The organism is Kineosporia sp. NBRC 101677, assembly GCF_030269265.1.
GTDB lineage: Bacteria > Actinomycetota > Actinomycetes > Actinomycetales > Kineosporiaceae > Kineosporia > Kineosporia rhizophila.
This window is the reverse complement of record NZ_BSTA01000002.1, coordinates 500,729-525,247: the sequence shown is the minus strand read 5'-3', so window position 1 is coordinate 525,247 and position 24,519 is coordinate 500,729. Positions and strand designations below refer to the sequence as shown.

Sequence of the window (24,519 nt, the reverse complement as noted above, 5' to 3'; positions counted from 1 at the left end):
GTCTCACACCTGCCCTTTGGTCATGTACTGCATGAGCAGCTCCTGGGTGGCTTCTTCACGGGACACCTGGCCGGTGATCCGGCCCTCGGAGAGGGCGTAGATCCGGTCGCAGATGCCCAGCAGCTCGGGCAGTTCGGAGGAGATCACCAGGATCGCCTTCCCCTCGGCCGCGAGCTGGTTGATGATCTGGTAGATCTCGTACTTGGCGCCGACGTCGATACCGCGCGTCGGCTCGTCGAGGATCAGCACGTCGGGGTTCGTGTAGATCCACTTGGCCAGCACGACCTTCTGCTGGTTACCACCGCTGAGCTTGCCGGTGATCGAGGCCACGGTCGGCGCCTTGATCCGCAGGCTCTTGCGGAAGCCCTCGGCGACGCTCAGTTCCTCGTTGTCGTCCACCCAGCCGCGCTTGGCCAGCTTGCCCAGGGCGGCGGCGGAGACGTTCCGGGTGATGTTGTCGATCAGGTTCAGCCCGTAGCGCTTGCGGTCCTCGGTGGCGTAGGCCAGACCGTGCTTGATCGCCTGCTGGACGTTCTTGGCCTCGATCGGCTTGCCGAACTTGTACAGCTGACCGCTGATGCCGGTGCCGTAGCTGCGGCCGAAGATGCTCATCGCCAGCTCGGTGCGCCCGGCGCCCATCAGGCCCGCCAGGCCGACGATCTCGCCGGCCCGCAGGCTGAGGTTGGCCTCGCGGATCAGGACCCGGCCGTGCTGGGTGGAGCTGTGCACGGTCCAGTTCTCGACCCGCAGCACCTCCTCGCCGATCTGGATGCTGGGATCCTTGTCCGGGTAACGGTTCTCCAGCGACCGGCCGACCATCAGCGAGATGATCCGGTCCTCGGTGACCTCGTCGCGCTTCATGTTGAGCGAGTCGATGGTCTGGCCGTCCCGGATGATCGTGACCGAGTCGGAGATGGCCTGGATCTCGTTGAGCTTGTGCGAGATGATCACACAGGTGATGCCCTCGTCACGCAGACCACGCAGCAGGTCGAGCAGGTGCTCGGAGTCGTCGTCGTTGAGCGCTGCGGTGGGCTCGTCGAGGATCAGCAGGCGCACCTTCTTCGACATCGCCTTGGCGATCTCGACCAGCTGCTGCTTGCCCACACCGAGATCGATGATCTTCGTGGTGGGGTTCTCGGCCAGGCCCACGCGCTTGAGCAGCTCCGCCGCCCGCGCGTTGGTCTCGTCCCAGTTGATCAGGCCGCGGGTGGCCGTCTCGTTGCCGAGGAAGATGTTCTCGGCGATCGAGAGTTCCGGCACCAGCGCGAGTTCCTGGTGGATGATCACGATGCCGCGCGACTCGCTGTCGCGCGTGCCGCTGAACTGGCAGACCTCGCCGTCGTAGACGATGTCGCCCTCGTACTCACCGAACGGGTAGACCCCTGACAGAACCTTCATCAGGGTGGATTTCCCGGCGCCGTTCTCGCCGCAGATGGCGTGGATCTCGCCCTCGGCCACCGTGAAGGTGACGTTCTGCAGCGCCTTCACGCCCGGGAAGGTCTTGCTGATGTTGCGCATTTCGAGAATGTTGCCGGGCATCCGTGCTCCTCAAGGGCTCTGCCAGGGGATGCGCCGGCCCGTCCACGGGCGGAGGGGTTGCCCGTGGACGGACCGGCGGCTGGGGAGCTCAGGTCAGCTGAGATCCGACTCGGCGTAGTAGCCCGAGTCCACGAGGGTTTCCTTGTAGTTGTCCTTGTTGACGATGACCGACTCCAGGAGCTGCGACGGGACGACCTTCTTGCCGTTGTCGTAGTCCGTGGTGTTGTTCACCTCGGGCTCCTCGCCCTTCATCACCGCGTCGGCCATCTTCACGGCCACGTCGGCCAGCTGGCGCGTGTCCTTGTAGATGGTGGCGTACTGCTCGCCGGCGATGATCGACTTCACCGAGGCGACCTCGGCGTCCTGGCCGGTGACGATCGGCCAGGGGTTGTCGGAGGTGCCGTAGCCGGTCAGCGCCGACAGGATGCCGATGCTCATGCCGTCGTACGGGGACAGCACGCCGTCGAGGCGAGCGCCCTTGTACGCCTTGGTGATCACGTTCTCCATGCGGGCCTGAGCGGTCTCGGGCTTCCACTGCAGGGTGGCGACCGTCTTGAAGTCCGTCTCGCCGCTCTTGACCACGAGGGTCTTGTCGTCGAGGTACGGCTTCAGGGTGTCCATCGCGCCGTTGAAGAAGAACGTGGCGTTGTTGTCGTCGGGCGAGCCGGCGAAGAGCTCGATGTTGAACGGGCCCTTCTCGTCGGTCCGGGTCGTGCCGTCGGCCTCGACCAGGCCGAGACCCTGCAGCAGCGAGGTGGCCTGCTGCACGCCGACCTTGTAGTTGTCGAAGCTCGCGTAGTAGTCCACGGCCTCGGTGTCACGGATCAGGCGGTCGTAGGAGATGACCTTGATCCCCTGCTCCTGGGCCTGCTCCAGCTGCGTGGTGAGCGCGGTGCCGTCGATCGCGGCGACGATCAGGACCCGGGCGCCCTGGGCGATCTGGTTCTCGATCTGCTCGACCTGGGTCGGGATCTTGTCCTCGGCGTACTCGAGGCTGACCTCGTAGCCGAGCTTCTCCAGGGCGGCCTTCACGTTGTCGCCGTCGGCGATCCAGCGCTCGGACGAACGGGTCGGCATGGTCACGCCGACGAGCGAGCCCTCGACGTCCTCGCCGGCCTTGGGGGCGGCGCCACCGGTCTTCTCGGTCGACCCACCACAGGCGGCCAGGGCGGCCACGAGGGTGAATCCGGCGACGATCCGGGTAACTCTGCTGCGTTGCATAGTTCTCTCTCCGGTTTCTCAGACGGCCATCCTTGGCCGCCGGGCAGTTGTGTTACTGGGGAGGGCTTGCGTCAGAACCCTTGAGCCAGGCGGAAGTACGCCTGGTTCCACTTCAGTTCACGTCCGAACCTACGGACGTCGGTCGAAGCGTCGATCAGTGCCAGCTCGGTCTCGAGCATGTCCGCAAGGTCACCGAGGTGCTCTGCGGTCAGCGCGCTGGACAGTACCGTGTGGTGGGGGCCACCGGCAGTGAGCCAGGCCTCGGCCGAGGTAGCCAGGTCCGGCTGGGGTTTCCAGACGGCCCGGGCGACCGGCAGCTTCGGCAGTTCCTCGAGGGGTTCTACCACCTCGATCTCGTTCGCGACGAACCGGAAGCGGTCACCCATGTCGGCGATGCCGATCGTGACCGCCGGGCCGGGGGCGGCGTCGAACACCATCCGGACCGGGTCCTCGCGCCCGCCGATACCGAGCGGGTGGATCTCGATGCGCGGCTTGGCCACCGCGATCGACGGGCAGACCTCGAGCATGTGCGCCCCGAGGATCACTTCCTGGCCCGGCACCAGGTGGTAGGTGTAGTCCTCCATGAAGGACGTCCCGCCGGGCAGGCCCTGGGCGGCGGCCTTGAGGGTGTGCAGCAGGACCGAGGTCTTCCAGTCCCCCTCGCCGCCGAACCCGTAACCGTCGGCCATCAGCCGCTGGACTCCCAGGCCGGGCAGCTGCCGAAGGCCGCCCAGGTCCTCGAAGTTGGTGGTGAAGGCGCCGAAGCCGCCCTCGGTGAGGAAGCTGCGCAGGCCCAGCTCGATCCGCGCGCCGTAGCGCAGCGAGTCGTGCCGCTCGCCGCCCACGCGCAGCTCCTCGGACACGTCGTAGAGGTCCTGGTACTCCTCCACCAGCCCGGTGACGGCCGCGTCGTCGATCGCGTCGACGACCTCGACCAGCTCGTTGACCCCGTAGGTGTTGACCGAGACACCGAACTTCAGCTCGGCCTCGACCTTGTCGCCCTCGGTCACCGCGACGTTACGCATGTTGTCGCCGAACCGGGCCAGGCGCAGGGTGCGCACGGCGTGCCGGCCGGCCGCGGCGCGGGCCCAGACGGCGACCTTCTCGATCGTGCGCGGCGAGCTGACGTGACCGGCCACGGTCTTGCGCGGGACGCCCAGACGGGTCTGGATGTAACCGAACTCGCGGTCGCCGTGGGCGGCCTGGTTCAGGTTCATGAAGTCCATGTCGATCGAGGACCAGGGCAGGGCCTCGTTCGCCTGGGTGTGCAGGTGCAGCAGCGGCTTGTCCAGCGCGTCCAGGCCGGAGATCCACATCTTGGCCGGCGAGAACGTGTGCATCCAGGCGATCAGGCCGATCACCGAGTCGTCCGAGTTGGCCTCGAGCATCAGCCGGCGGATCGAGGCGGAGTCCTTCAGGACCGGCTTCCAGACGATCTCGAAGGGGATCGCCTCGGCGCCGTCCAGGGCCCGGCTGATCGCCTGGGACTGCTCGGCGACCTGCTGGAGGACGTCGTCGCCGTACAGGTTCTGGCTGCCGGTCAGGAACCAGATGGTGCGGGTGGGCTGCTGCGTCATGTGGGAAGTCCTTGTCAGCGTTCCGGGTGGGGACGGGCGGTGGCCGCGCGGGCCACCGGCGTCACCGGCCGTAGACGTTCTGGTAGCGGTCGAAGAGGCTGTCGATGTCGGACTGGGCGAGCCGCTCGACCGGGCCCAGGGTGCGGGCCGTGTGCACGGTGCGGGCCACCTCCTCGAGCAGCACCGCGGCCTTGACCGCGGCCTTGGCGCTCTTGCCGATGGTGAACGGGCCGTGCTGGGCCATCAGGACCGCCGGGGAGTTGTGCCCGGTCAGGGTCTCGACGATGCCGCGGCCGATCGAGTCGTCACCGATCAGGGCGAACGGGCCGACCGGGATGTCGCCGCCGAACTCGTCGGCCATCATCGTCAGCACGCAGGGGATCGGCTCGCGCCGGGCCGCCCAGGCGGTGGCGTAGGTCGAGTGCGTGTGCACGACCCCGTTGACGTGGGGCATGTGCTTGTACACGTAGGCGTGCGCCGCGGTGTCGGACGACGGCGAGCGGGTGCCCTCGACGAGGTTCCCGTCGAGGTCCACGACCACCATCGAGTCAGCGTCGAGCTCGTCGTAGGAGACCCCGGACGGCTTGATCACGGCCAGGTCGGCGCCGGGCACCCGGGCCGAGACGTTGCCGGCGGTCCAGACCACCAGGCCGTTGCGCGGGAGCTCGGCGTGCAGGCGGGCGACCTCCTCCCGGACGGCCGACAGCGTGGTGCGGATGTCTTCGGTGATGGTCACTGCTTCTCAGCAATCTGTGCGCGGGCCCCGCGCGGGCGGGCCGGGGCGACGGTCACCGGCGCTGTGCACACCCGTCCTGCCGCCATGCCCGTCTCCCTCGACGCGAGTCAAAGATTGTGAACGTTAACAACGTTCGCTGCCGTGAGAGCTTGAGGGACAGGCCGCACCCGTGTCAAGAATCTCTTTACTGCCGGGTTACATCCACCTGGTCAGGGATCTTGTTCCCAGCTCAGAGGCCCGGTGCCGGGGTTCGCGCCGAGGGCGGCGCCGGCCTCGGCGGGGGCTTTGTGACCGTTAACTACTACTTCACTAATCGGGCATTCGCTCCGCGCCGTATCAGACCACAGTGCGTGCGACGCGTGTGACAGAAGTACCGTTGCCCGTCGACAAGCGGTCGAATCGGACCGCCGAACGGTCGGTGCGGTGCGGCAGGCGGTCATGGATGGCTCATCGGAAGATCGGCTTTGCTGCGCAAGGGAAAGACCGGCCGATCACCCGATCCGCTGACAGATCGTCACCGAAAGTAGACTGTACGCACTGAATGCCTGGTCAGAGGGGGGTTTACGTGCCGCGGTCGGGAGTTCTGTCCCGTCGTTCGATCCGTTACCGACATGCAATCTCCACGGCCCGCGTGGCCGCCCTGGTCAGCCTCACCTTCACTCTGACGGCGGGTCTGGAACTGCTGGTCGTCGTCACCGCGGCCGAACGGGCCGCCGGCGGCTCCGCCCTCGGGGCCGCCCTGGCCACGCTCGCCCTGGCCGCGCTGCCACTGGTCACGGCCATCGTCGCAACGTTGTGGCTGCGGCGCTCGGCGCTGAACTACCGGCAGCTGCTCACCGAGACCTGCTTCTGGGTGAGCAGCTGCGATGTCCTGGTGGCCCTTCTGGTGCTGCGCGGCTGAGCCGGAACGGCCCGTCAGTGGGCCAGTTTCAGCCCGACCACGCCGCCGACGATCATCAGCAGCAGGAGGATCTTGGTCACCGAGACCGTCTCGTCGCCGGTGACCATGGCGTACAGCACGGTGAGGACGGCCCCGATCCCCACCCATACGGCGTAGGACGTGCCTACCGGCAGCGAGCGCATGGCGTACGCGAGGCCGGCCATGCTGGCCACCACCCCGACCGCGAACACCAGGCTGGGGACAAGTTTGGTGAAACCTTCGGACCGGCCCAGGGCGGTGGCCCAGACAGCCTCGAGAACTCCGGAGACGATGAGAACGATCCACGCCATGACGAGCCTCCCCGATGCCGTCTTGTCGCGCTCCGGGTACGGCACCCCTCGTCCGGGGGCTGCGGATGAGGCAGGCCCTGCCGAACAGGCTCGCAAAACCCCGGTCGCTTGTCCAGGCCGGAGGCAGCACTCAGGCCGGGTAGGCCTTCAGCACCTCTTCACGCCACGGGATGCTGCTGGCCGCCCCGGGCCGCTGCACCGCCAGGGCACTGACCGAGGTGGCGAAGCGGGCGCCCGCCACCAGCCGGTCCAGAAGATCGGAAGACGGCTCGGCCCGGTCGATCTCGGCCGCCAGGGCGCCGCAGAAGGCGTCACCGGCGCCGGTGGCGTCGACCGCCTTCACCGGATGGGCAGGCACGGCGACCGGCTCCGCACCACGCACCGCGACCAGTGAACCGGCGGCCCCGAGGGTCAGCACGACGGCCGGAACCCGTTCCAGCAGAGCCTCGATCAGGACCGGAGGGGTGGCCGGGGCCCCGTGCAGGTCGGCTGCCTCGTGCTCGTTCACGATCAGCACGTCGACCAGGGCCAGCAGCTGCGGCGAGACCTCGCGGGTGGGAGCCGCGTTCAGCAGCACCAGGGCCTCCGGCGCCACCGCCGAGGCCGCGTCGAGCATCGCCGACTCGGGAATTTCCTGCTGCAGCAACAGGATCCGGGCCGAGGCGACGAGACCGCGCTCCTGCGCCGACAGTTCGGTGACCGTGGCGTTGGCCCCCGGAACCACGATGATCACGTTCTCCCCGTCGTCCCCCACCGTGATCCACGCGGTGCCGGTCGGCACCCCGGCTGCGGCGGTGCGTACCTGGGCGTCGACCCCGGCCCCGCGCAACTCGGCCAGCAGACGCGAGGCTGCCGGATCGTCTCCCATCGCACCGACGAAAACCGTCTCGGCGCCGCTGCGCCCGGCTCCGATCGCCTGGTTCGCCCCCTTGCCGCCGGGGTGCTCGGCCACCCCGGTGCCCAGGATCGTCTCGCCCGGACCGGGGATCCGCGGGGCGCGGACCACGTGGTCCAGGTTCACACTGCCGACGACGCAGACGCTCATCCGGGGCGGCCTTTCCGTACTGGGCTTCGGGTGTTGATCGGGTGCGGTGAAGCCTACGCGCGGCGCGCGGCCCGGCGGTCGAGGACCGCGACCCCGGCGAGCAGGAGCACCAGGATCGCGGCGAACCAGGTGAGGACGGTGGCGGTGGGCCAGTTGCGCACGCCCAGGCCCATGCCCAGGACCGGGCCGATCAGGCCGAGGTAGCCGATCAGGAACAGCCCGGCCAGGGCCTCACCGCGGCGGGCCGGGGCGGCCATCGCCACGACGGTGCCGATCGCGGCCTTGAACAGCACGCCCGCGCCGATCCCGGCCAGCACGCCGCCGACCACGAAGAGCGCCAGGTTCTCGGTGCGGGTCCCGGCCACCGTGGCCACCAGACCGGTCACCTCGAACAGCAGGCCGACGTTGAGCTTGGCCCGGGCGGTGAGGCGGGCGGTGAGCACCTGGGCGGCGGCGGCCGCGCCGAACACCACGAACACGATCAGCCCGGCCAGCGCCCGCGAGGGGTGGTGCAGCGTGCCGGCCACGAAACCCGGTGCCACCGAGGTGAACAGGCCGAACACCGAGAAGCCGACGAACGCGGCGGCCGCGGCGGTGACGTAGCCGGCCGGGTCGCCGTGGTCGGCGCTGACCCGCTGCGGCCGGTAGGTGGGGGCGATCTCGGGACGGGTGACGGTTTCCGGTGCCTTCAGCACCGCGGCGACGGCGAGCAGCAGGAGCACCACGAAGACCAGGTACGGCGTGCGCAGCGGCGCGTCCACCCACTGGGCCAGGAAACCGGCGACCAACGGGCCCAGACCCAGTCCGCCGATGTTGGCCGCGGTGGAGACCGTCTCGAACCGCTGGGCCGAGGCGGTGGGCCGATGGGCGGCGTGCAGCTCGGCCAGGTGCGCAGTGGCGGTGGCGGTGATCATCCCGACCCCCAGGCCGGTGACCAGCCGGGCGAGGAGCAGCACGGTCAGGTCGGTGCTGACCACGAAGAGGACGGCGGCCACGAGTTCCAGCAGCAGCGCGGGCACCAGCACCCGGCGCCGGCCCACCCAGTCCGAGACGTGGCCGGCCAGGACCAGGCTGATCACGACGCCGAGCGCGTAGACCGCGAACACCACGGTGACCATGAAGGTGGAGAACCCGTCGCGCGCCATGTAGAGCGGGTAGAGCGGGGTGGGGACGGTGGAGAAGGCCATTGCGGTGAGGAAGGCGAAGGCAATCAGCCAGAACCCGGCGCCGTGGCGACGGGAGCCCAGCGGGGCGGCGAGAGGAGCCGGCCGGGCCGGCGAAACAGCCGATGAGGACATGGCTCCCACTGTGGCGATCGACAGCTATCGCGTCCAACGAATGTTCTCGCTCATAGCCATCTCGGATCGCGATAGTTTGGTCAGGTGGAGCTCCGTCACCTCGAGTACTTCGTCGCGGTCGCCGAGGAGCAGAACTTCACCCGCGCGGCCGAGCGCCTGCACATCGTGCAGTCCGCGGTCTCCGCGGCGGTGAAGAACCTGGAACGCAGCCTCGGTTCGCAGCTGCTGGAACGCGGCGGCCGCCGGGTCACGCTCACCGATGCCGGAGCAGTACTCCTTCCGCACGCCCGAGCAACTCTGGACGCTGCCCGCGACGCCCGCGACGCGGTCGCCCGGGTGCGGGGCGGGTTGGGCGGATCGTTACGGATCGGCGTGCTCACCTCGATCCGCTTCGTCGACGTGCCGGCCCTGCTGGGTGAGTACCACCGGCGCCACCCCGGGGTGCAGCTGCACACGCGCACCGCCGCGACCGGCACCCAGGGCCTGTTCGGCCTGCTCGCCGACCACCGCCTGGACCTGGCCTTCGTCACCCCCGGCGGGCCCCCGCCGGCCGGGATCCAGCTGATCGACCTGACCGCCTCGATGCTCGACCTGGTGCTGCCGGAGGGGCATCCGCTGGCCGAGCAGGACACCGTGCCGATCCAGCGGCTCGCCGACCTGAACTTCATCGACGCCCCGGTCGGCTACGGCAGTCGCACCGTGGCCGACCAGGCCTTCGCCGCGGCCGGGGTGCGCCGGCGGGTGGTCATCGAGATCACCGAGTACGCGATCGGCCCGGACTACGTGCGCAACGGGCTCGGGGTGGCTCTGTTCCCCCGCTACGGCCTGGCCGGGGTGCCCGGCATCGCGGTGCGCCCGGTGACCGGCGCGGACTTCACCTTCCCGCTGGCCCTGGCCGTTCCCGACGACCGCACCCCGAGCGCGGCCGCCCAGGCCCTGATCGGGCTGATCCGCGAGCGGGTCGAGGCTCCGGAGGACTGATGACCGGCGCATTCAGCAGGGATTAGGGAACCGTCGGGCACGATTGCGACGAAAGACCTGTGGCCACTGCGACATCCGGGTGAAGCGGCGCGCAGAGCCGGGAACCAGAGCGTTGGATGGCACGTTATGGCCCGGAGAACTGCCCCCCTACCCGGAGAGAGATGGACGACGACCACTATCCATGCCCCCTGATGCGCGCCACACCTGACGCGGGGAAGGGGGGAACGAACTGATGTGGGTCCTTTCACTGCTCCTGGGCATCCTGGTGGTGCTGGCGATCACCGCCGTCACCGGATACTTCGTGGCGCAGGAATTCGCATACATGGCGGTCGACCGGGCCGCCCTCACCGCCCGGGCCGCCGCCGGGGACAGCGCGGCCGAGCGGGCGCTCAAGGTCACCCGGCGCACCTCGTTCATGCTGTCCGGCGCCCAGCTGGGCATCACCGTCACCGGTCTGCTGGTCGGATACGTGGCCGAGCCGCTGATCGGTGAGGCCCTCGGCGAGGCGCTGGGCGGCGTCGGCGTGCCCACCGGCGTCGGCATCGCCATCGGCACCGTTCTCGCACTGCTGTTCTCCACCGCGGTGCAGATGATCTTCGGCGAGCTGTTCCCGAAGAACCTGGCCATCGCCCGGCCCGACCCGGTGGCGCTCTGGCTGGCCGCCTCCACCACCGCCTACCTGGCGGTGTTCGGCTGGCTCATCCAGATCTTCGACAAGTCGTCCAACGCGCTGCTGAAGGTCCTCGGCATCGAGCCGGCCCACGACGTGGAGCACTCGGCCACCGCCCGCGACCTGGAGCACATCGTGGCCGAGTCGGCCGAGAGCGGCGACCTGCCCAAGGAGCTCTCGCTGCTGCTGGACCGCATCCTCGACTTCCCGCAGCAGGACGTGCAGCACGCGATGATCCCGCGGGCGGCGGTGGGCGTGGTGCACGCCGACGACCCGCTGACCCGGGTGCGCGAGCTGATGAGCACCGGCCACAGCCGTTACCCGGTGCTCGGCCCGGCCGACGAGGTGCTGGGCGTGGTGCACATGCAGGACGTGCTGCCGCTGGCCCTGGACCAGCCCGGGACGGCCCGGGACATCATGCGCCCGGCCACCCTGGTGCCGACCACCATGCCGTTGCCCGCCCTGCTGCAGCTGCTGGTGATCAAGCGGGCCCAGATGGCCTGCGTGCTGGACGAGTACGGCGGTTTCAGCGGTCTGATCACCGCCGAGGACCTGGCCGAGGAGCTGGTCGGCGAGATCACCGACGAGCACGACCCGGCGTTGCGGCCCCGGGCCCCGCAGACCGCGGACGGCGTCTGGGTGCTTCCCGGCTCGCTCCCCCTGGACGAGGTGGAACGGGTGGTCGACGTGGACCTGCCGCGGGGTGACTTCGAGACGCTGGCCGGCCTGGTGATCGCTCGCCACGGCACGCTGCCCGGGGTGGGCACGGTGGTCGAGGTCGAGCTGCCGACCGACCCGGCGCTGCTGGCGATGGACGGCGAACCGCCCCGGTTCGTGATGCACGCCGAGGTGGTGCGGGTGCACCGGCACGTGCCCGCCGAGCTACGGGTCCGGATCGAGCAGTTCAGCAGCAAGCCGGAGGACGACGAGACCGCGCCGGCCAAGGAGGTGGACCGATGAGCAACCCGATCGTCGTCATCGTGACGACCATCGCGCTGATCGCGCTCAGCGCCTTCTTCGTGGCGGTGGAGTTCGCCCTGCTGGCGGCTCGCCGGCACCGGCTGGAAGACATGGCCACCGACAGCCGGGCGGCCCGGGCCGCGCTGCGCAGCTCCTCGGAGCTGACCGTGCTGCTGGCCGGTTCGCAGCTCGGGATCACCGCCTGCACCCTGGCGCTGGGTGCGGTGACCAAACCGGCCGTGCACCACTGGCTCACCCCGATGTTCGAGTCGTGGGGCATGGGTTACCTGCCGGCCGACATCGTCGGATTCGTGCTCGCCCTGATCATCGTCACCTTCCTGCACCTGGTGGTCGGCGAGATGGCGCCGAAGTCGTGGGCGATCGCCCACCCGGAGACCTCGGCGGTGCTGCTGGCGCTGCCGATGCGGGCGTTCATGGCGTTCACCCGGCCGCTGCTGACCGGGCTGAACGAGATCGCCAACTGGTGCCTGCGCCGGGTGAACGTGGAGCCGGCCGAGCAGGTGGCCTCCGGCCGGGACCCGGCCGCGCTGCGCAGCCTGGTCGAGCACTCGGCCAGCGTCGGGGCGCTCGAGGTGGGCTACTCCGACCGGATCAACAGCGCCCTGCAGCTCGAGGCGCTGACCATCGGCGACCTGGTGCAGCGCGAGCGCGGCACCACCTCGGTGCCGTCGGGGGCCAGCGTGCGGCAGGTGCGGGAGGCCTCGATGGCCTCGGGGCACCTGCGCATCCTGATCGGGGAGGGCGATCACATGCACGCCGTGGTGCACGTGCGCGACACCCTGCTGACGCCGGACGAGACCCCGGTCGAGGCCCTGGCCCGGCCGGTGTACACCCTGCCGGTGGAGACCAAGGTGTTCCAGGCGCTCAACCAGATGCGCGAGACCCGCAACCACCTGGCCGCGATCACCGAGAACGGCCGCTACGTGGGCGTGATCACCCTGGCCGACCTCCTGGAACGACTCTTCCCGGAGGCCGTCCCGGCCGCCTGATCACCCGATGAGATCCGGTACGCCGACCGCCCTGAGAGAATGTGGGGCATGTCGGCGTACCGGATCTGTTTCGTCTGCACGGGCAACATCTGCCGCTCGCCCTCGGCCGAGGTGATCCTGCGGGCCCGCGCCGAGGACGCGGGGCTGGACGTGGTGGTCGACTCGGCCGGCACCGACAGCTACCACGTCGGCGATCCGGCCGACCAGCGCGCGCTCCGGGCCATGAAGACGGCCGGATACGACGGCTCGGCCCACCTGGCCCGGCAGTTCGACGAGGACTGGTTCGCCGAGCGCGACCTGGTGGTGGCGCTCGACCGGGGGCACCTGCGGATCCTGTACAGCCTGGCCCCGGACGACGAGGCGGCGGCGAAGATCCGGATGTTCCGCTCCTTCGACCCGGAGCTGGAAGACCTCGACGAGGACGACCCCCGGCTCGACGTGGCCGATCCCTACTACGGCGACGACGCCGGGTTCACCACGATGATCGAAGAGCTCGAGGCGGCGGCCGACGGCCTGGTCGACTTCCTGCTGGAGCGCACGGAACACCCGGCCTGATGCAGTTCACCAAGCGCGACCCGCAGGCCGCGGCCGGTTTCTACCGGGTCGAGGCGGCGGGGTTGCGCTGGCTGGGCGAGGCCCAGGGCGGTGTGCCCACTGCCGAGGTGCTCGAAGTGACCGACACGTCGATCACCCTGCCTCGATACCCCACCGTCGCGCCGACGCCGGATCAGGCCCGCGAGTTCGGCCGCCGACTTGCTCTCACTCACCAGGCCGGGGCTCCGCACCACGGTGCTCCCCCGCCCGGCGTCGACGATGGTTTCATCGCCACTCTCCCCCTGCGCCATCTGTCGCAACCCCCGCGCCACTGGGGTGAGTTCTACGCGCGTTGCCGTGTGGAGCCGTTCGCCCGCTCCGCAGCGCAATCCGGCGCCCTGGACGCAAAGGGGCTCACAAGCGTCCTCAAGCTCTGTGACCTACTGATCGAAGGCCGGCTCACCGGCCCCGAGATCCCGGCCGCCCGCCTGCACGGCGATCTCTGGAGCGGCAATGTGCTCTGGACCGCGAAGGGAGCGCTGCTGATCGACCCGGCAGCCCACGGCGGCCACCCGGAGACCGATCTGGCCATGCTGGCTCTGTTCGGCCTACCCCACCTCGAAGTGGTGCTCGACGCCTACATCCAGACCGCGCCGCTGCCCGAGGGCTGGCAGAAACGCGTCCGTCTGCACCAACTGCATCCTCTGCTCGTGCACGCTGCCCTCTTCGGGCCGTCGTACGGAGCACAGTCGGCCGCGGTGGCACGCGCCTATTTGTGAACCAGCCAGAATATGGTCCATGACGGCACCGGGGGGCGAACGCAGAGGCGCACTGATCACGCTGCCGCCGCGCCGCTGGATCCGCCGTACAGCGATCGCCTCGGTGGTGTTTGCGCTGGTGGTCGGGGTAGGAGGTGGGCGGCTGTACTCCTTCCCGCGCACAGACGTGCTGAAGCCGGGCGACCAGGTGGACGCGGTGCTCGCCCTCGGTGGGCGCACCGAGACCGCCTACTACGCGATCTCGATGGCCGAGCAGGGCATCACCCCGGTGGTCCTGGTCTCCAATCCCTACCCCCAGGACGAGGCCTTCCAGGGCATCCACGACCTGTGCGCCACCCGGCCCACCACCTACGAGCTGATCTGCTTCGACCCCGACCCCCGCACCACCCGGGGCGAGGCCCAGGAGCTGGGCCGGCTCGCCGCCGGGCGGGGCTGGGACGAGGTCGCCGTAGTAGCGGCGAAATATCACATCAGCCGAACTCGTACGATCACGAAACGCTGCTACCCCGGCCGTCTCTATCTGGTCGAGGCGCCGATGGAGATTCCGCCGGCGAACTGGGTGTACCAGTACGTGCGACAGACCCTGGGTTACGCGAAGGTGGCTCTGCAGCAGGGGTGTTAGGCCTGCAGCACGATCTGCCCGTCCACCTCCTGCACCTCCAGGACCTCCAGATCGGGCTGCCCCGAACGGGAGCAGCCGGTGGTCAGGTCCCAGGCGTTCAGGTGCAGCGGGCAGATGATCGTGTTCTCGTCGACCTGGGAGTCGGCCAGCGGCCCACCGGCGTGCGGGCAGACCGCCGGAACGGCCCGCAGCGCACCGGATCTCAGGCGGAACACGGCGATCGTACGTTCACCCAGCTGGTAGGCCCGGCCCTCGCCGGGCGGGATGGCCTCGACCGTGTCGAGAACGACCCCGGTGGACAGGATGGTCATGATGCATTCCCTTCGGTCACCAGCGGCAGGCGCGGGTCGGTGGTGGTGGAGCGACCGGCCCGGCCCCCCAGCGCGGTGCTGCCGTCGCGCACCGGCACCTGGGGAAGCGAGATCAGCGGCAGGGAGGTGCGGAACTGCCCGGGAACGGCGGGTTCCTGGCCTTCCTTCCACGGGTCGCGGTAGCCCTCGACGGTTTTCTGCATGCGTTCATCCAGACCGGCCGCGTCCTGCTCCATCTCCTGCCGGATGAAGTCCAGACCGAGCCGGGGCACGAAGGCGTAGGTGCGCTCCAGCCACTTGGCGTTCTCGCGGTAGTACTGCAGGAAGCGGCCGCTGACGGTGAGCACCTCCTCCGGGGTGTCCACCGTGACCAGCAGGTCGCCCTTGCGGATGTGGGCCCCGGCCGCGCCGCCGACGTAGATCTCCCACCGGCCGCCCTCGACCGCGACCACGCCGATGTCCTTCACCAGCGACTCGGCGCAGTTACGGGGGCAGCCGCTGACCGCCATCTTGACCTTGCCGGGCGACTCGATGCCCTGGAACCGGGTCTCGATCGCCACCCCCAGCGCGGTCGAGTCGCCCAGGCCGAACCGGCAGAAGTCGGACCCGACACAGGTCTTCACCGTACGGAAGCTCTTGCCGTAGGCGTAGCCGGAGGGCATGTCCAGGTCGGCCCAGACGTTCGGCAGGTGCTCCTTGGGGATGCCGAGCAGGTCGATCCGCTGACCGCCGGTGAGCTTGATCATCGGCACCTGGTACTTCTCGGCCACGTCGGCGATGGTGCGCAGCTGCTCGATCGTGGTGACCCCGCCCTTCATCTGCGGGACCACCGAGAACGTGCCGTCGCGCTGGATGTTCGCGTGCACCCGGTCGTTGATGAACCGGCCGTCGCGCTCGTCCACGAACTCCTGCGGCCACATCGTGCGCAGCAGCGAGGTCAGGCCCATCTTGCTCTTGGCGTCCTCCGAGCCCCCCGGGGCCAGGGCCGCGAACACGGCCGAGACCGAGTACAGCTTCAGCTCACGGATCCGGTCCATCAGCTCGGGCTTGGCCAGCGGGATGCCTGGCACGTAGTAGTGCTCGGCCGGGTCGGCCTGGACGTTGTCGCCGGCCGCCCACTCCACGATCTGCTTGACCAGCGACTTGCACGAGCCGCAGCCCTTGCCGGCCCGGGTCTTGTCCATCACCCCGGAGACCGTCTTGCAGCCGTCCTCGACGGTCTTCACGATCGTGCACTTGGCCACGCCGTTGCAGTTGCAGACCTGGGCGTCGTCGGGCATGTCGGCCACGCTCGGCTCGGCCGACGGCCCGCCCAGGTCGAACAGCAGGCTGACCCGCTCCTCGGGCAGGGCCAGGCCCCGGTCGAAGGCCTGCAGCAGGAACGCCACCTTCTTCACGTCGCCCACGCAGGTGGCGCCGATCAGCCGGTCGTCGCGGATGATCACGCTCTTGTACACGCCCCGGCGCGGCTCGCGGAACACCACGAACTCGTCGTCGTCGCGCTCGGGGGCGGTGATCCCCATCGAGGCCACGTCCACCCCGGCCACCTTGAGCTTGGTGGTGATCCGGGAGCCGTGGTACTCGGCGTCCGGGGCCACCCCGGTGAGGTGGTCGGCCAGCACCTTGGCCTGGTCCCAGATCGGCGCGACCAGGCCGTACACGCTGCCGCGGTGCTGCGCGCACTCACCGACCGCGAACACGTCCGGGTCGTCCAGGGTGCACATCCGGTCGTCCACCACGACCGCCCGCTCCACGGTGAAGCCGCTGGTGACCGCGACCTCGGTGTTGGCCCGGATCCCGGCCGCGACGACGACCAGGTCGCAGGGGATCTCGGTGCCGTCCTTCAGCACCACCCCGGTGACCCGGTCGGTGCCGGTGACCCCGGAGCTGAGGGCGTTCAGGCGCACCGAGATGCCCAGCGCCTCCACGCTGTTCTTCAGGATCTCGCCGCCGTCGGGGTCGAGCTGCTGGTTCATCAGGTGCCCCATCGCGTGCAGCACCTCGACCTGCAGCCCGTGCGACTGCAGACCGCGGGCCGCCTCCAGCCCGAGCAGACCGCCGCCGATCACCACCGCCCGCCGGTGCTCGCGGGCCAGCCGGACGATCTCGCGGGTGTCGTCGAGGGTGCGGAAGCCCAGCACGCCGTCGAGCAGGCTGCCGTCGGCGCGGAACACCCCGTCCATCGGCGGGATGAACGAGCGGCTGCCGGTCGCGATGATCAGGATGTCGTAGGGGGTCTCGCTGCCGTCGTCACCGTGCACCAGCTTGGCGAACCGGTCGATCCGGGTGATCCGCACCGGCACCCGCAGGGTGACGTCGTTCTCCTCGTACCAGGCCAGGTCGTTGAGGAAGATGCCGGTCTCCTCCTCCTCGCCGGACAGGACGTGCGACAGCATGATCCGGTTGTAGTTGCCGTAGGGCTCGTCACCGAACATGGTGATGTCGAACATCCCGGCCCCGCCCCGCTCGAGGATCTCCTCGACCGTGCGGGCGGCGGCCATGCCGTTGCCGATGACGACCAGGCGGCGCTTGCCGACCAGCGGGCTCATACCTCCACCAGCCCGAAGTCGATCACCAGCGTGCCCTCGACGTCCTCCGGGGCGGCCAGGTGCAGCTCCAGAACCGTTCCACCGAGGAGGTCCTCGACCACCCGCAGCGGGACGTGCACGTCGGACCGGGCGCCGATCGGGAAGTAGCGCATCGGCCGGCCGTCGCGCATCAGTACCGCCGTGACCAGCTCGGCACTGGAGTTGCCACCGCGGAAGTACAGCACCTGCGCGGTCTTTCCGGCCGGGACGGTGTAGCTCAGCGCCGGATCGACCGGGGCGGGCTTCAGCAGTCCCTGACCGGTGAAGGCGAAGACTCCCTGGAGGAACCTCGGTGTGCTGTGCATGGCGCTGTTCTCCTCAATCGCGGTTTCGCGGTCCGGTTCGTCCTCGTCGTGCCTGCCGATCGCCACCGCGCAGACCTTGAAGGCCGGCATCCGCGAGAACTGGTCGAGCACGGGGTTGGTCAGGGCGTTGGCGTTGGACCGGCCGCCCCAGTGGAACGGGACGAAGATCGTGTCCGGCCGGACGGTGTCGGTCAGGCGGGCCCGGAAGACTCCGGTACCGCGCCGGGTTCGCAGTTCCACCTCGTCGCCCGGGCCGATCCCGTTGCGGCGGGCCAGGTCCGGGTGGATCTCGGCGAAGGCCTCGGGCTGGGCCATCCGCAGCGAGGCGACCCGCCGGGTCTGGGCCCCGCTCTGGTAGTGCTGCATCACCCGGCCGGTGGTGAGCAGGTACGGGTAGACCTCGTCGGCGGCCTCGGCCGGCTCGCGGTAGTCGGTGCGGACGAACCGGGCCCGGCCGTCCGGGGTGGGGAAGCGGTCGGTGAACAGCCGCCGGTTGTCCTGCCCGCTGCCCTGTGCGAGCGGCCAGAACACGCCCTCTTCGCGCTCGGCGGCCGCGTAGGTGATGCCGCTGTAGTCGGCGATCCCGCCCCGGCTGGCCTCGCGCAGCTCGGTGAACACCGTCTCGGCGTCGGCGCTGAAGAACTCGCCACGGCCGAGCCGGTCGGCGATCTGCTTGAGCACGGTGAGGTCGTCGCGCACGCCTTCCGGTGGGGGCAGGGCCCGGCGCCGGCGGATCACCCGGCCCTCCAGGTTGGTCAGCGTGCCCTCCTCCTCGGCCCACTGCGCGGTGGGCAGCACCACGTCGGCCAGGGCGGCCGTCTCGGTGAGGAAGATGTCGCTGACCACCAGCAGCTCGAGGGCCTGCAGGCGGTTCTGCACGTGGGCGGCATTGGGGGCGCTGACCGCAATGTTGGAGGCCATCACCAGCAGGGCCCGCACCCCGCCGGCGGTGCCGCAGCGGTCGAGCATCTCGTAGGCCGACAACCCCGGCTGAGGCAGCTCACCCGGCTCGATGCCCCAGACCCCGGCGACGTGCGTGCGGGCCGCCGGGTCGTCGAGCTTGCGGTAGCCCGGCAGCTGGTCGGCCTTCTGCCCGTGCTCCCGGCCGCCCTGGCCGTTGCCCTGGCCGGTCAGGGTGCCCCAGCCGCTGAACGGCTTGCCCGGCAGGCCCAGGGCCAGGGCCAGGTTGATGAACGCCTGGGCGGTGCGGGTGCCCGCGCTGTGCTGCTCGGCCCCGCGCGCGGTGAGGATCATCGCCGAGCGGGCCCCGGCCAGGATGTCCAGCGTCTCGTGCAGCTGGGCGGCCGGTACCCCGGTGATCCGCTCGACCCGGTCCGGCCAGAACGCGTTGACCCCGGACCGGGCCCGCGCCCAGCCGGTGGTGCGCTCGGCGATGTACTGCTCGTCCACCAGACCGCGCCGCACGGCCAGGTGCAGCAGGCCGTTGGCCAGCGCCAGGTCGGTGCCCGGGCGGGGCTGCAGGTGCAGGTGCGAGCCGCGGGCGGTGGGCGTGGCCCGGGTGTCGACCACGACGTGCCGGGCCCCCTCGGCCCGGCCCTGGTCGAAGAACTGCATGGCCGGCGGCATGGTCTCGGCCGCGTTGGAGCCGACCAGCAGCACCGCCTCGGCCCGGGCGATGTCCTCCAGCGGGAAGGGCAGGCCCCGGTCGATGCCGAACATGCTGTTGGCCGCCGCCGCGGCCGACGACATGCACCAGCGGCCGTTGTAGTCGATCGCCGGGGTGCGCAGCGCCACCCGGGCGAACTTGCCCAGCGTGTAGGCCTTCTCGTTGGTCAGGCCGCCGCCGCCGAAGCAGCCGACCGACTCCACGCCGTACTTCTCCTGGGCCCGCCGGATGCCCAGGACGATCCGGTCGAGCGCCTCGTCCCAGCTCGCCCGGCGCAGCGGGCTGGTGCGGTCGCCCTCCCGCTCGCGCACCAGCGGGTGCAGCAGCCGGTCGGGGTGGTCGAGCAGCTCGGCCGCCGTCCAGCCCTTGGAGCACAGGCCGCCCCGGTTGACCGGGAAGTCGGGCTGCGGCTGCAGGGTGACCGGGCGGTCGCCCGCCGTGAGCTCGATGCCGCACTGCAGCGAGCAGTAGGGGCAGTGGGTCAGCGTGGTGGTGCTCACGTCTCCACGACCAGTCGATATCCGCGTTTCACCACGGTCTGAACGATTTTGGGGGTTCCCAGGGCGGCCCGCAGCCGGGCCACCGCGACCTCCACCGCGTGCAGGTCACCGGCCCCCGGCAGGGCCGAGAGCAGCGTTGTGCGGTCCACCACGTGCCCCGGCTGACGGGCCAGTTCGCGCAGGATCGCCATCGGGGCGGGCGAGAGGTTCAGGGTGCGCCCGTCGAGCCGGGCCACCTGCCCGCGCAGCTCCAGCGTGCCCGCCGAGGTGGGCAGGGTGCGCACCCGCACGGTGGTGAGGTGGTCGACGGTGGTCCGGATCAGGGCCCCCAGCCGGCCCCGGTCGGGGATCAGCGGGTCCAGCCCGGCGTCGAGCAGCGGGCGGGCGGTGACCCGGCCGACCGCGGCCGGCACCACGTCCTCCCGCATCGCGTCGAGCAGTTCCTCGTGACGGCCCATGTCCTGGGCCGCCTTCAGGAACGCCTCGGCCCCGGGGGCGCTGGTGAACACCACCACGTCGACCGTGCGGCTGCAGGTGGCCTCGATCGAGCGCTCCACCGCCACCGGGTCGGGGGCCGGGCCCCAGCGGTAGACCGGCACCGGCACCACGTCGGCGCCGGCCAGGCGCAGCTTCTCGATCAGGTGCTCGTCGGTGGCCCCGTGCAGCTGGAAGGCCACCCGGCGGCCGGCCACCCCCTGCGACAGCAGCGCCTCGACCACCTCGGAGGTGGTCTCCGAGGCCGCCGACCAGCTCTCGATCAGCCCGGCGGCGCGGATCGCACCCCGCGCCTTCGGGCCCCGGGCCATGATCCGCGACTCGGCCAGCACCTCGAGCAGGTGCGGGGCCAGCCCGGCCGAGTCGGCCGTCTCGATCCAGCCGCGGAAGCCGATCGCCGTGGTGACGATCACCGCGTCCGGCGGGCGTTCCACCACTTGTCGTGTCGCGCTCAGCAATTCGTCATCCTCTTCGAGGGGAAGGAACCGCAGGGTCGGCGCCTGGATCACGCCGGCCCCACGCCGGATGAAGTTCGCGGCCAGCTCGTCGGCGCGCCGGTCGCAGGTGAGAAGGATGCTGAAACCCGTCAGGGCCTCGGTGGCCATGTCTGTCGTACCTCCCGAGGGATAGGGAGCCAAAGCCTAAGCCCCCCAGGAGATCAGCGACAGAGACCGGTCAAACTCGTTCGCGCGCAAGCAGACTTCCCCGGCGGGCGTAGCGGAACCATGTCACGAACAGAAGAACAATGAAGAAGACCAGGTAAAATCTCAGGGCCGGCTCGATCGTGCCGAAGGTCGATTTCGACCACGCGTAGCAGATCGGGACGGCGAATCCACCGAAGGCGCCGACCGAACTGATCACTCCCAGCGCCCCGGCCGCCTCCCGGCGTGAGCGCAGCATGGTCTCCGGCGATCCACCCTCCTGCAGGCCCTTGAGCTGGAACAGCCGGGAGATCATCCGGTAGGTCGAGCCGTTGCCGATGCCGGTGGCCACGAACAGGAACATGAAGCTGAAGAAGAACAGCCCGAGGCTGGCCTGCTGCACCGACCAGAGGGCGGCGGCCGCCCCGATCGCCAGACCGGCGAAGGCGGCCATGGTCACCTGGGCCCCGCCCACCCGGTCGGACAGCCAGCCGCCCAGCGGCCGGGCCAGCGAGCCGATCCCGGCGCCGAGGAAGGCCCAGGCCAGGGCGATGTCCTGGCGGTCGAAGACGGCCACCAGCAGGGTCGGGAAGGCCGAGGAGTAGCCGATGAACGAGCCGAAGGTGCCGATGTAGAGCAGCGACAGCACCCAGGTGTCGGGAAAGCGCAGCGACTGCAGCACCGGCTTGGGGTCGGCCTTGGCCTCGGTCAGGTTGTCCATGAAGAGGAAGGCGCAGACCGCGGCCACGACGGCCAGCGGGATGTACATCAGGCCGGCGTAGGAGAGGGTCAGCCCGCCACCGAGCACGATGATCTGCGGTACGAACTTCTGCACCACGGCCACGCCCAGGTTGCCGCCGGCCGCGTTCAGCCCGAGGGCGAAGCCCTTCTCCCGCTCGGGGTAGAAGAACGAGATGTTGGCCATGCTGGAGGCGAAGTTGCCACCGCCGAAACCGGCTGTCGCGGCGATCAGCAGCAGTGTCCCGTAACCGATCTCGGGCCGCTCGACCGCCCAGGCCAGACCACCCGCGGGGATGATCAGCAGCAGGGCCGAGGCGATGGTCCAGTTACGCCCGCCGAACTTCGGCACGGCGAAGGTGTAGGGGATCCGCAGGAACGCCCCGACGCCGCTGGGAACCGCTGTCAGCCAGAGGATCTGGCTGGTCGAGAGGTTCCAGCCGACGTCGTTCAGGCGCACCACGACGATGCTCCACAGCAGCCAGACCGAGAAGCCGATGTGCTCGGCGAAGATCGACCAGACCAGGTTGCGCCGGGCGATCGGGCGGCCGGTCTCCTCCCAGAACTGCGGGTCCTCCGGGTCCCAGTGGTCGATCCAGCGACTCCTGGCTCCTGGGGCCGTTACGGCGGGCGGCGTCGTGACGGTCTCAGCCATCGGGCAGCTCCTGGTCTCGGTCCGGGCAACTCGCGATCAAGGCGCGATCGACTCCTCACCGACAGTAGGAATCGCGTGTTACCCGGCCGTCCCGTCACCATTACCCGGCCGCTACGTTGTCCGCACAAGCCACCCGCCCGGTTGTGAGGTCGCGCCCCCGCTCAGGCCTGGACCGCCTCCAGGGCGGCCCGGGCGGCCTCCTCCAGGAGCTTCTCGTCCGGTTCGGCGTTCTTGCCGCTCTTGTCGGACATGATGGAGATCACGATCGGGGCCCGGCCGCCCTTGGGGTAGACCAGCGCGATGTCGTTGGCCGTGCCGTACGAGCCGGTGCCGGTCTTGCCGGCCACCTTCCAGCCCTTCGGGACGGCCGCGCGGATCCGCTCGCCGCCGGTGTTGCTGCCCTGCATCCACTGCTTCAGCCGGCGGCGGGCCGCCTCGGGCAGGGCGTCGCCCTCCAGCAGCATGTACAGGTCCAGACCGAGCATCTGGACGTTGCTGGTGTCGCGCTCGTCGCCGGGGACGGCCTCGTTCAGGTCCGGCTCGATCCGGTCCAGCCGGGTGACCTTGTCGCCCAGGGACTGCACGAACCGGTTGACCCCCTGCGTGCCGCCCACCTTCGCCAGCAGCAGGTTGCCCGCGGTGTTGTCGCTCTCCTGCAGCGCCGCCTGGCACAGCTCGCCCAGGCTCATCGAGGTCTTGCCCTCGGTCACCGGGGAGAAGTCGACCATGTCCTCCTCGGTGTAGCTGATCTGCTCGGACAGGCCCGGCACGCCGACCGCGGACAGCACCGTGGCGGCCGCCAGGAACTTGAAGGTGGAGCACATCGCGAACAACTCGTCGGCCCGGTAGGCGATGTCCCGGCCGGAGTCGGTGTCCACCGCGTACAGCCCCAGGCGGGCCTCGTAAGTCTCTTCCAGTTCGGTGAACACGGCCGTGCTCGGCGCCGCCGAGGCGGTCGTGGTCGGGGTGGGCGAACTGGTGGAGGTGGTGGCCGGAGGCGTCGCAGCGGCGTCGTCGGAGGACCCGCAGGCGGCCAGGGCGAGGCCGGTGAGCCCGACCAGGGCACCCCCGAGCAGGCCGCGTCTGTCTATCGTCGGAACTTGGTGTCTCAGCGTCGGATCCAGCACGCCCAGAACCCTAGTCGCCAACCCTGCACCGGCACGTCGGATATACCCGAATTACCGGTGACGGTCACGGCAACGGGATGCCGGCGAAGCTGTCTTCCGGGTCGTACGCCTGCTTGACCTGGCGCAGCCGCTGGGTGTTGGGCCCCCAGGCGGCGGCGATCTGAGCGGTGTCGTCGGCCGCCAGGATGTTCGGGTAGCCCCCGGGCAGGGCCAGCGGCTCGAGGGCGGACCAGGCCTCGGCGGCCCACTGCCGGTGCGGGGCCGGGTCCTCGTCGCGCCAGGCGGCGATCAGCTCGAGCATCAGGTGCGGCCGGCGCTCGCCGAAAGCCGTTGCCTCCGGCGCCACCCGGGTGGCCTGACCGTGGAAGTGGTGCAGGCCGAAGGCCTCGTGACCGGACGGGGCGGCGGAGAAGGCCTCGACCAGGGCGCCGACGATGTCGGGGGTGAGCCCGGGCAGGTTGCGATTGCGCAGGTACCAGCCCCGGCCGTCGGCGGCGAACATCTGCTCGGTGGCCCGTAGCGGCTCGGTCAGCGGCAGCCGGGCGACCTGGCTGACCAGGGGCACACCCCAGCCCTCGATCCGGCGCACCCAGGCCGCGCCCTCGGCCGCCTCGCCCACCCAGGTGGGGTTGGCGGCGATCACCCGGGTGCCGTCGGGCAGCCCCACCCCGCCGACGTGGACGGACAGTTCGTCGGGCACCGAGGGGGCGGTCTGCGCCCAGGCGTTGAGAACGTCTTCGGCCTGGCTCCAGGGGAACAGGATCGAGCCGGCCAGGGCGGTGGCGAACGGGCGCAGCCGCAGGCGCAGTTCGGTGACCACCCCGAAGTTGCCGCCGCCACCGCGCAGCGCCCAGAACAGGTCGGGCTCGTGCTCGGCGTCGGCCACCACCAGCGACCCGTCGGCCAGGACCACGTCGGCTCCGACGATCATGTCCGACGCCAGCCCGGCACTGCCCAGCTGCGGCCCGTAACCGCCGCCCAGAGCCAGACCGGCCATCCCCACCGAGCCCACCGAGCCCGCCACCACGGTCTGCCCGGCGGTGACCGAGGCCTCCATCACATCGAGCGAGGTGGCCCCGCCCCCGGCCAGGGCCACGTCGCCGGAGACGGCCACCCGGTTCATCGGGGAGAGATCGATGACCACCCCGCCCTCACGCACCGCCCGGCCGGCCCAGTCGTGCCCGCCGCCCAGCACCGAGACCGGCCGCTCCTCGCGGCGGGCGTTCCGGACCGCCTCGCTGACCTGCTCGTTCGTGCCGCAGCGGACGATCTGCGCTGGTCTGGTGCTGATTGCGGCGTTCCACAGCCTCATGCCGACCACGCTATTCGG

The 24,519-nt window shown here is 70.3% G+C and carries 21 protein-coding genes and 1 riboswitch; of the genes, 7 read left to right on the top strand and 14 right to left on the bottom strand.

Features of this window, described 5'->3' with window-relative positions; all coding sequences use genetic code 11:
• Window positions 1-3 precede the first annotated feature (3 nt).
• The 4 genes from mmsA to QSK18_RS07800 all read right to left on the bottom strand — a co-directional run bounded on the left by mmsA (window position 4) and on the right by QSK18_RS07800 (window position 5,073).
• Window positions 4-1,539 carry a multiple monosaccharide ABC transporter ATP-binding protein gene (gene mmsA / locus QSK18_RS07815; protein WP_232809463.1) on the bottom strand — a complete coding sequence of 512 codons (1,536 nt, stop codon included), beginning with the start codon at window positions 1,537-1,539 and terminating at the stop codon, window positions 4-6.
• Window positions 1,540-1,632: 93 nt separating this feature from the next.
• Complete coding sequence (gene chvE / locus QSK18_RS07810) at window positions 1,633-2,760, bottom strand: multiple monosaccharide ABC transporter substrate-binding protein (protein WP_232809464.1); 1,128 nt, start codon at window positions 2,758-2,760, stop codon at window positions 1,633-1,635.
• A gap of 71 nt (window positions 2,761-2,831) precedes the next feature.
• A complete protein-coding gene (gene araA, locus QSK18_RS07805; RefSeq protein ID WP_232809465.1) occupies window positions 2,832-4,337 on the bottom strand; it encodes an L-arabinose isomerase in 1,506 nt (501 codons plus the stop codon).
• A gap of 61 nt (window positions 4,338-4,398) precedes the next feature.
• Window positions 4,399-5,073, bottom strand: coding sequence for an L-ribulose-5-phosphate 4-epimerase (locus QSK18_RS07800; RefSeq protein WP_232809466.1), 675 nt, complete (start codon window positions 5,071-5,073; stop codon window positions 4,399-4,401).
• Between the two features lie 565 nt (window positions 5,074-5,638).
• Between QSK18_RS07800 and QSK18_RS07795 the strand changes: the two genes are divergently transcribed.
• Entirely contained in the window at window positions 5,639-5,974 is a 336-nt protein-coding gene (locus tag QSK18_RS07795) for a hypothetical protein (RefSeq protein ID WP_232809467.1), read from the top strand.
• 14 nt (window positions 5,975-5,988) lie between these two features.
• Here the strand turns inward: QSK18_RS07795 and QSK18_RS07790 are convergent, their stop codons facing one another.
• The 3 genes from QSK18_RS07790 to QSK18_RS07780 form a co-directional block, all read right to left on the bottom strand.
• A complete protein-coding gene (locus QSK18_RS07790; protein ID WP_232809468.1) occupies window positions 5,989-6,303 on the bottom strand; it encodes a DMT family transporter in 315 nt (104 codons plus the stop codon).
• Between the two features lie 11 nt (window positions 6,304-6,314).
• Window positions 6,315-6,382, bottom strand: a riboswitch (guanidine-III (ykkC-III) riboswitch).
• A gap of 51 nt (window positions 6,383-6,433) precedes the next feature.
• Window positions 6,434-7,348, bottom strand: coding sequence for a ribokinase (locus QSK18_RS07785; RefSeq protein ID WP_285617516.1), 915 nt, complete (start codon window positions 7,346-7,348; stop codon window positions 6,434-6,436).
• A gap of 53 nt (window positions 7,349-7,401) precedes the next feature.
• A complete protein-coding gene (locus tag QSK18_RS07780; protein ID WP_285617514.1) occupies window positions 7,402-8,646 on the bottom strand; it encodes an MFS transporter in 1,245 nt (414 codons plus the stop codon).
• Between the two features lie 84 nt (window positions 8,647-8,730).
• Between QSK18_RS07780 and QSK18_RS07775 the strand changes: the two genes are divergently transcribed.
• The 6 genes from QSK18_RS07775 to QSK18_RS07750 all read left to right on the top strand — a co-directional run bounded on the left by QSK18_RS07775 (window position 8,731) and on the right by QSK18_RS07750 (window position 14,202).
• Complete coding sequence (locus QSK18_RS07775; RefSeq protein ID WP_232809471.1) at window positions 8,731-9,627, top strand: LysR family transcriptional regulator; 897 nt, start codon at window positions 8,731-8,733, stop codon at window positions 9,625-9,627.
• 229 nt (window positions 9,628-9,856) lie between these two features.
• Complete coding sequence (locus tag QSK18_RS07770) at window positions 9,857-11,257, top strand: hemolysin family protein (RefSeq protein WP_352396491.1); 1,401 nt, start codon at window positions 9,857-9,859, stop codon at window positions 11,255-11,257.
• Window positions 11,254-12,267 carry a hemolysin family protein gene (locus QSK18_RS07765; RefSeq protein ID WP_232809473.1) on the top strand — a complete coding sequence of 338 codons (1,014 nt, stop codon included), beginning with the start codon at window positions 11,254-11,256 and terminating at the stop codon, window positions 12,265-12,267. The genes QSK18_RS07770 and QSK18_RS07765 overlap by 4 nt, the downstream gene beginning before the upstream one ends.
• A 48-nt stretch (window positions 12,268-12,315) precedes the next feature.
• Window positions 12,316-12,822: a low molecular weight protein-tyrosine-phosphatase gene (locus QSK18_RS07760; RefSeq protein ID WP_232809474.1), complete on the top strand. Its 507-nt coding sequence runs from the start codon at window positions 12,316-12,318 to the stop codon at window positions 12,820-12,822.
• A complete protein-coding gene (locus tag QSK18_RS07755; RefSeq protein WP_352396490.1) occupies window positions 12,819-13,580 on the top strand; it encodes a fructosamine kinase family protein in 762 nt (253 codons plus the stop codon). Before QSK18_RS07760 ends, QSK18_RS07755 begins: the two co-directional genes overlap by 4 nt.
• Before the next feature lie 19 nt (window positions 13,581-13,599).
• Complete coding sequence (locus tag QSK18_RS07750) at window positions 13,600-14,202, top strand: YdcF family protein (protein ID WP_232809476.1); 603 nt, start codon at window positions 13,600-13,602, stop codon at window positions 14,200-14,202.
• Here the strand turns inward: QSK18_RS07750 and QSK18_RS07745 are convergent.
• The 7 genes from QSK18_RS07745 to QSK18_RS07715 all read right to left on the bottom strand — a co-directional run bounded on the left by QSK18_RS07745 (window position 14,199) and on the right by QSK18_RS07715 (window position 24,501).
• Window positions 14,199-14,513 carry a Rieske (2Fe-2S) protein gene (locus QSK18_RS07745; protein ID WP_232809477.1) on the bottom strand — a complete coding sequence of 105 codons (315 nt, stop codon included), beginning with the start codon at window positions 14,511-14,513 and terminating at the stop codon, window positions 14,199-14,201. The genes QSK18_RS07750 and QSK18_RS07745 overlap by 4 nt on opposite strands.
• On the bottom strand, window positions 14,510-17,062 hold the full coding sequence (gene nirB / locus QSK18_RS07740) for a nitrite reductase large subunit NirB (RefSeq protein ID WP_232809478.1): 2,553 nt from the start codon (window positions 17,060-17,062) through the stop codon (window positions 14,510-14,512). The genes QSK18_RS07745 and nirB overlap by 4 nt, the downstream gene beginning before the upstream one ends.
• Window positions 17,059-19,533, bottom strand: a complete 2,475-nt coding sequence (locus QSK18_RS07735) for a molybdopterin oxidoreductase family protein (protein ID WP_232809479.1) — start codon at window positions 19,531-19,533, stop codon at window positions 17,059-17,061. The genes nirB and QSK18_RS07735 overlap by 4 nt, the downstream gene beginning before the upstream one ends.
• The gene (locus tag QSK18_RS07730; protein WP_285617503.1) at window positions 19,530-20,633 is read right to left on the bottom strand and encodes a uroporphyrinogen-III synthase; all 1,104 of its coding nucleotides are present in this window, start codon (window positions 20,631-20,633) and stop codon (window positions 19,530-19,532) included. Before QSK18_RS07730 ends, QSK18_RS07735 begins: the two co-directional genes overlap by 4 nt.
• 70 nt (window positions 20,634-20,703) lie before the next feature.
• Window positions 20,704-22,062, bottom strand: coding sequence for a NarK family nitrate/nitrite MFS transporter (locus QSK18_RS07725; RefSeq protein WP_285617502.1), 1,359 nt, complete (start codon window positions 22,060-22,062; stop codon window positions 20,704-20,706).
• Window positions 22,063-22,223: 161 nt separating this feature from the next.
• Window positions 22,224-23,189, bottom strand: a complete 966-nt coding sequence (gene bla / locus QSK18_RS07720; RefSeq protein WP_285617498.1) for a class A beta-lactamase — start codon at window positions 23,187-23,189, stop codon at window positions 22,224-22,226.
• A gap of 64 nt (window positions 23,190-23,253) precedes the next feature.
• Entirely contained in the window at window positions 23,254-24,501 is a 1,248-nt protein-coding gene (locus QSK18_RS07715; RefSeq protein ID WP_232809483.1) for an FAD-binding oxidoreductase, read from the bottom strand.
• Window positions 24,502-24,519 lie beyond the last annotated feature (18 nt).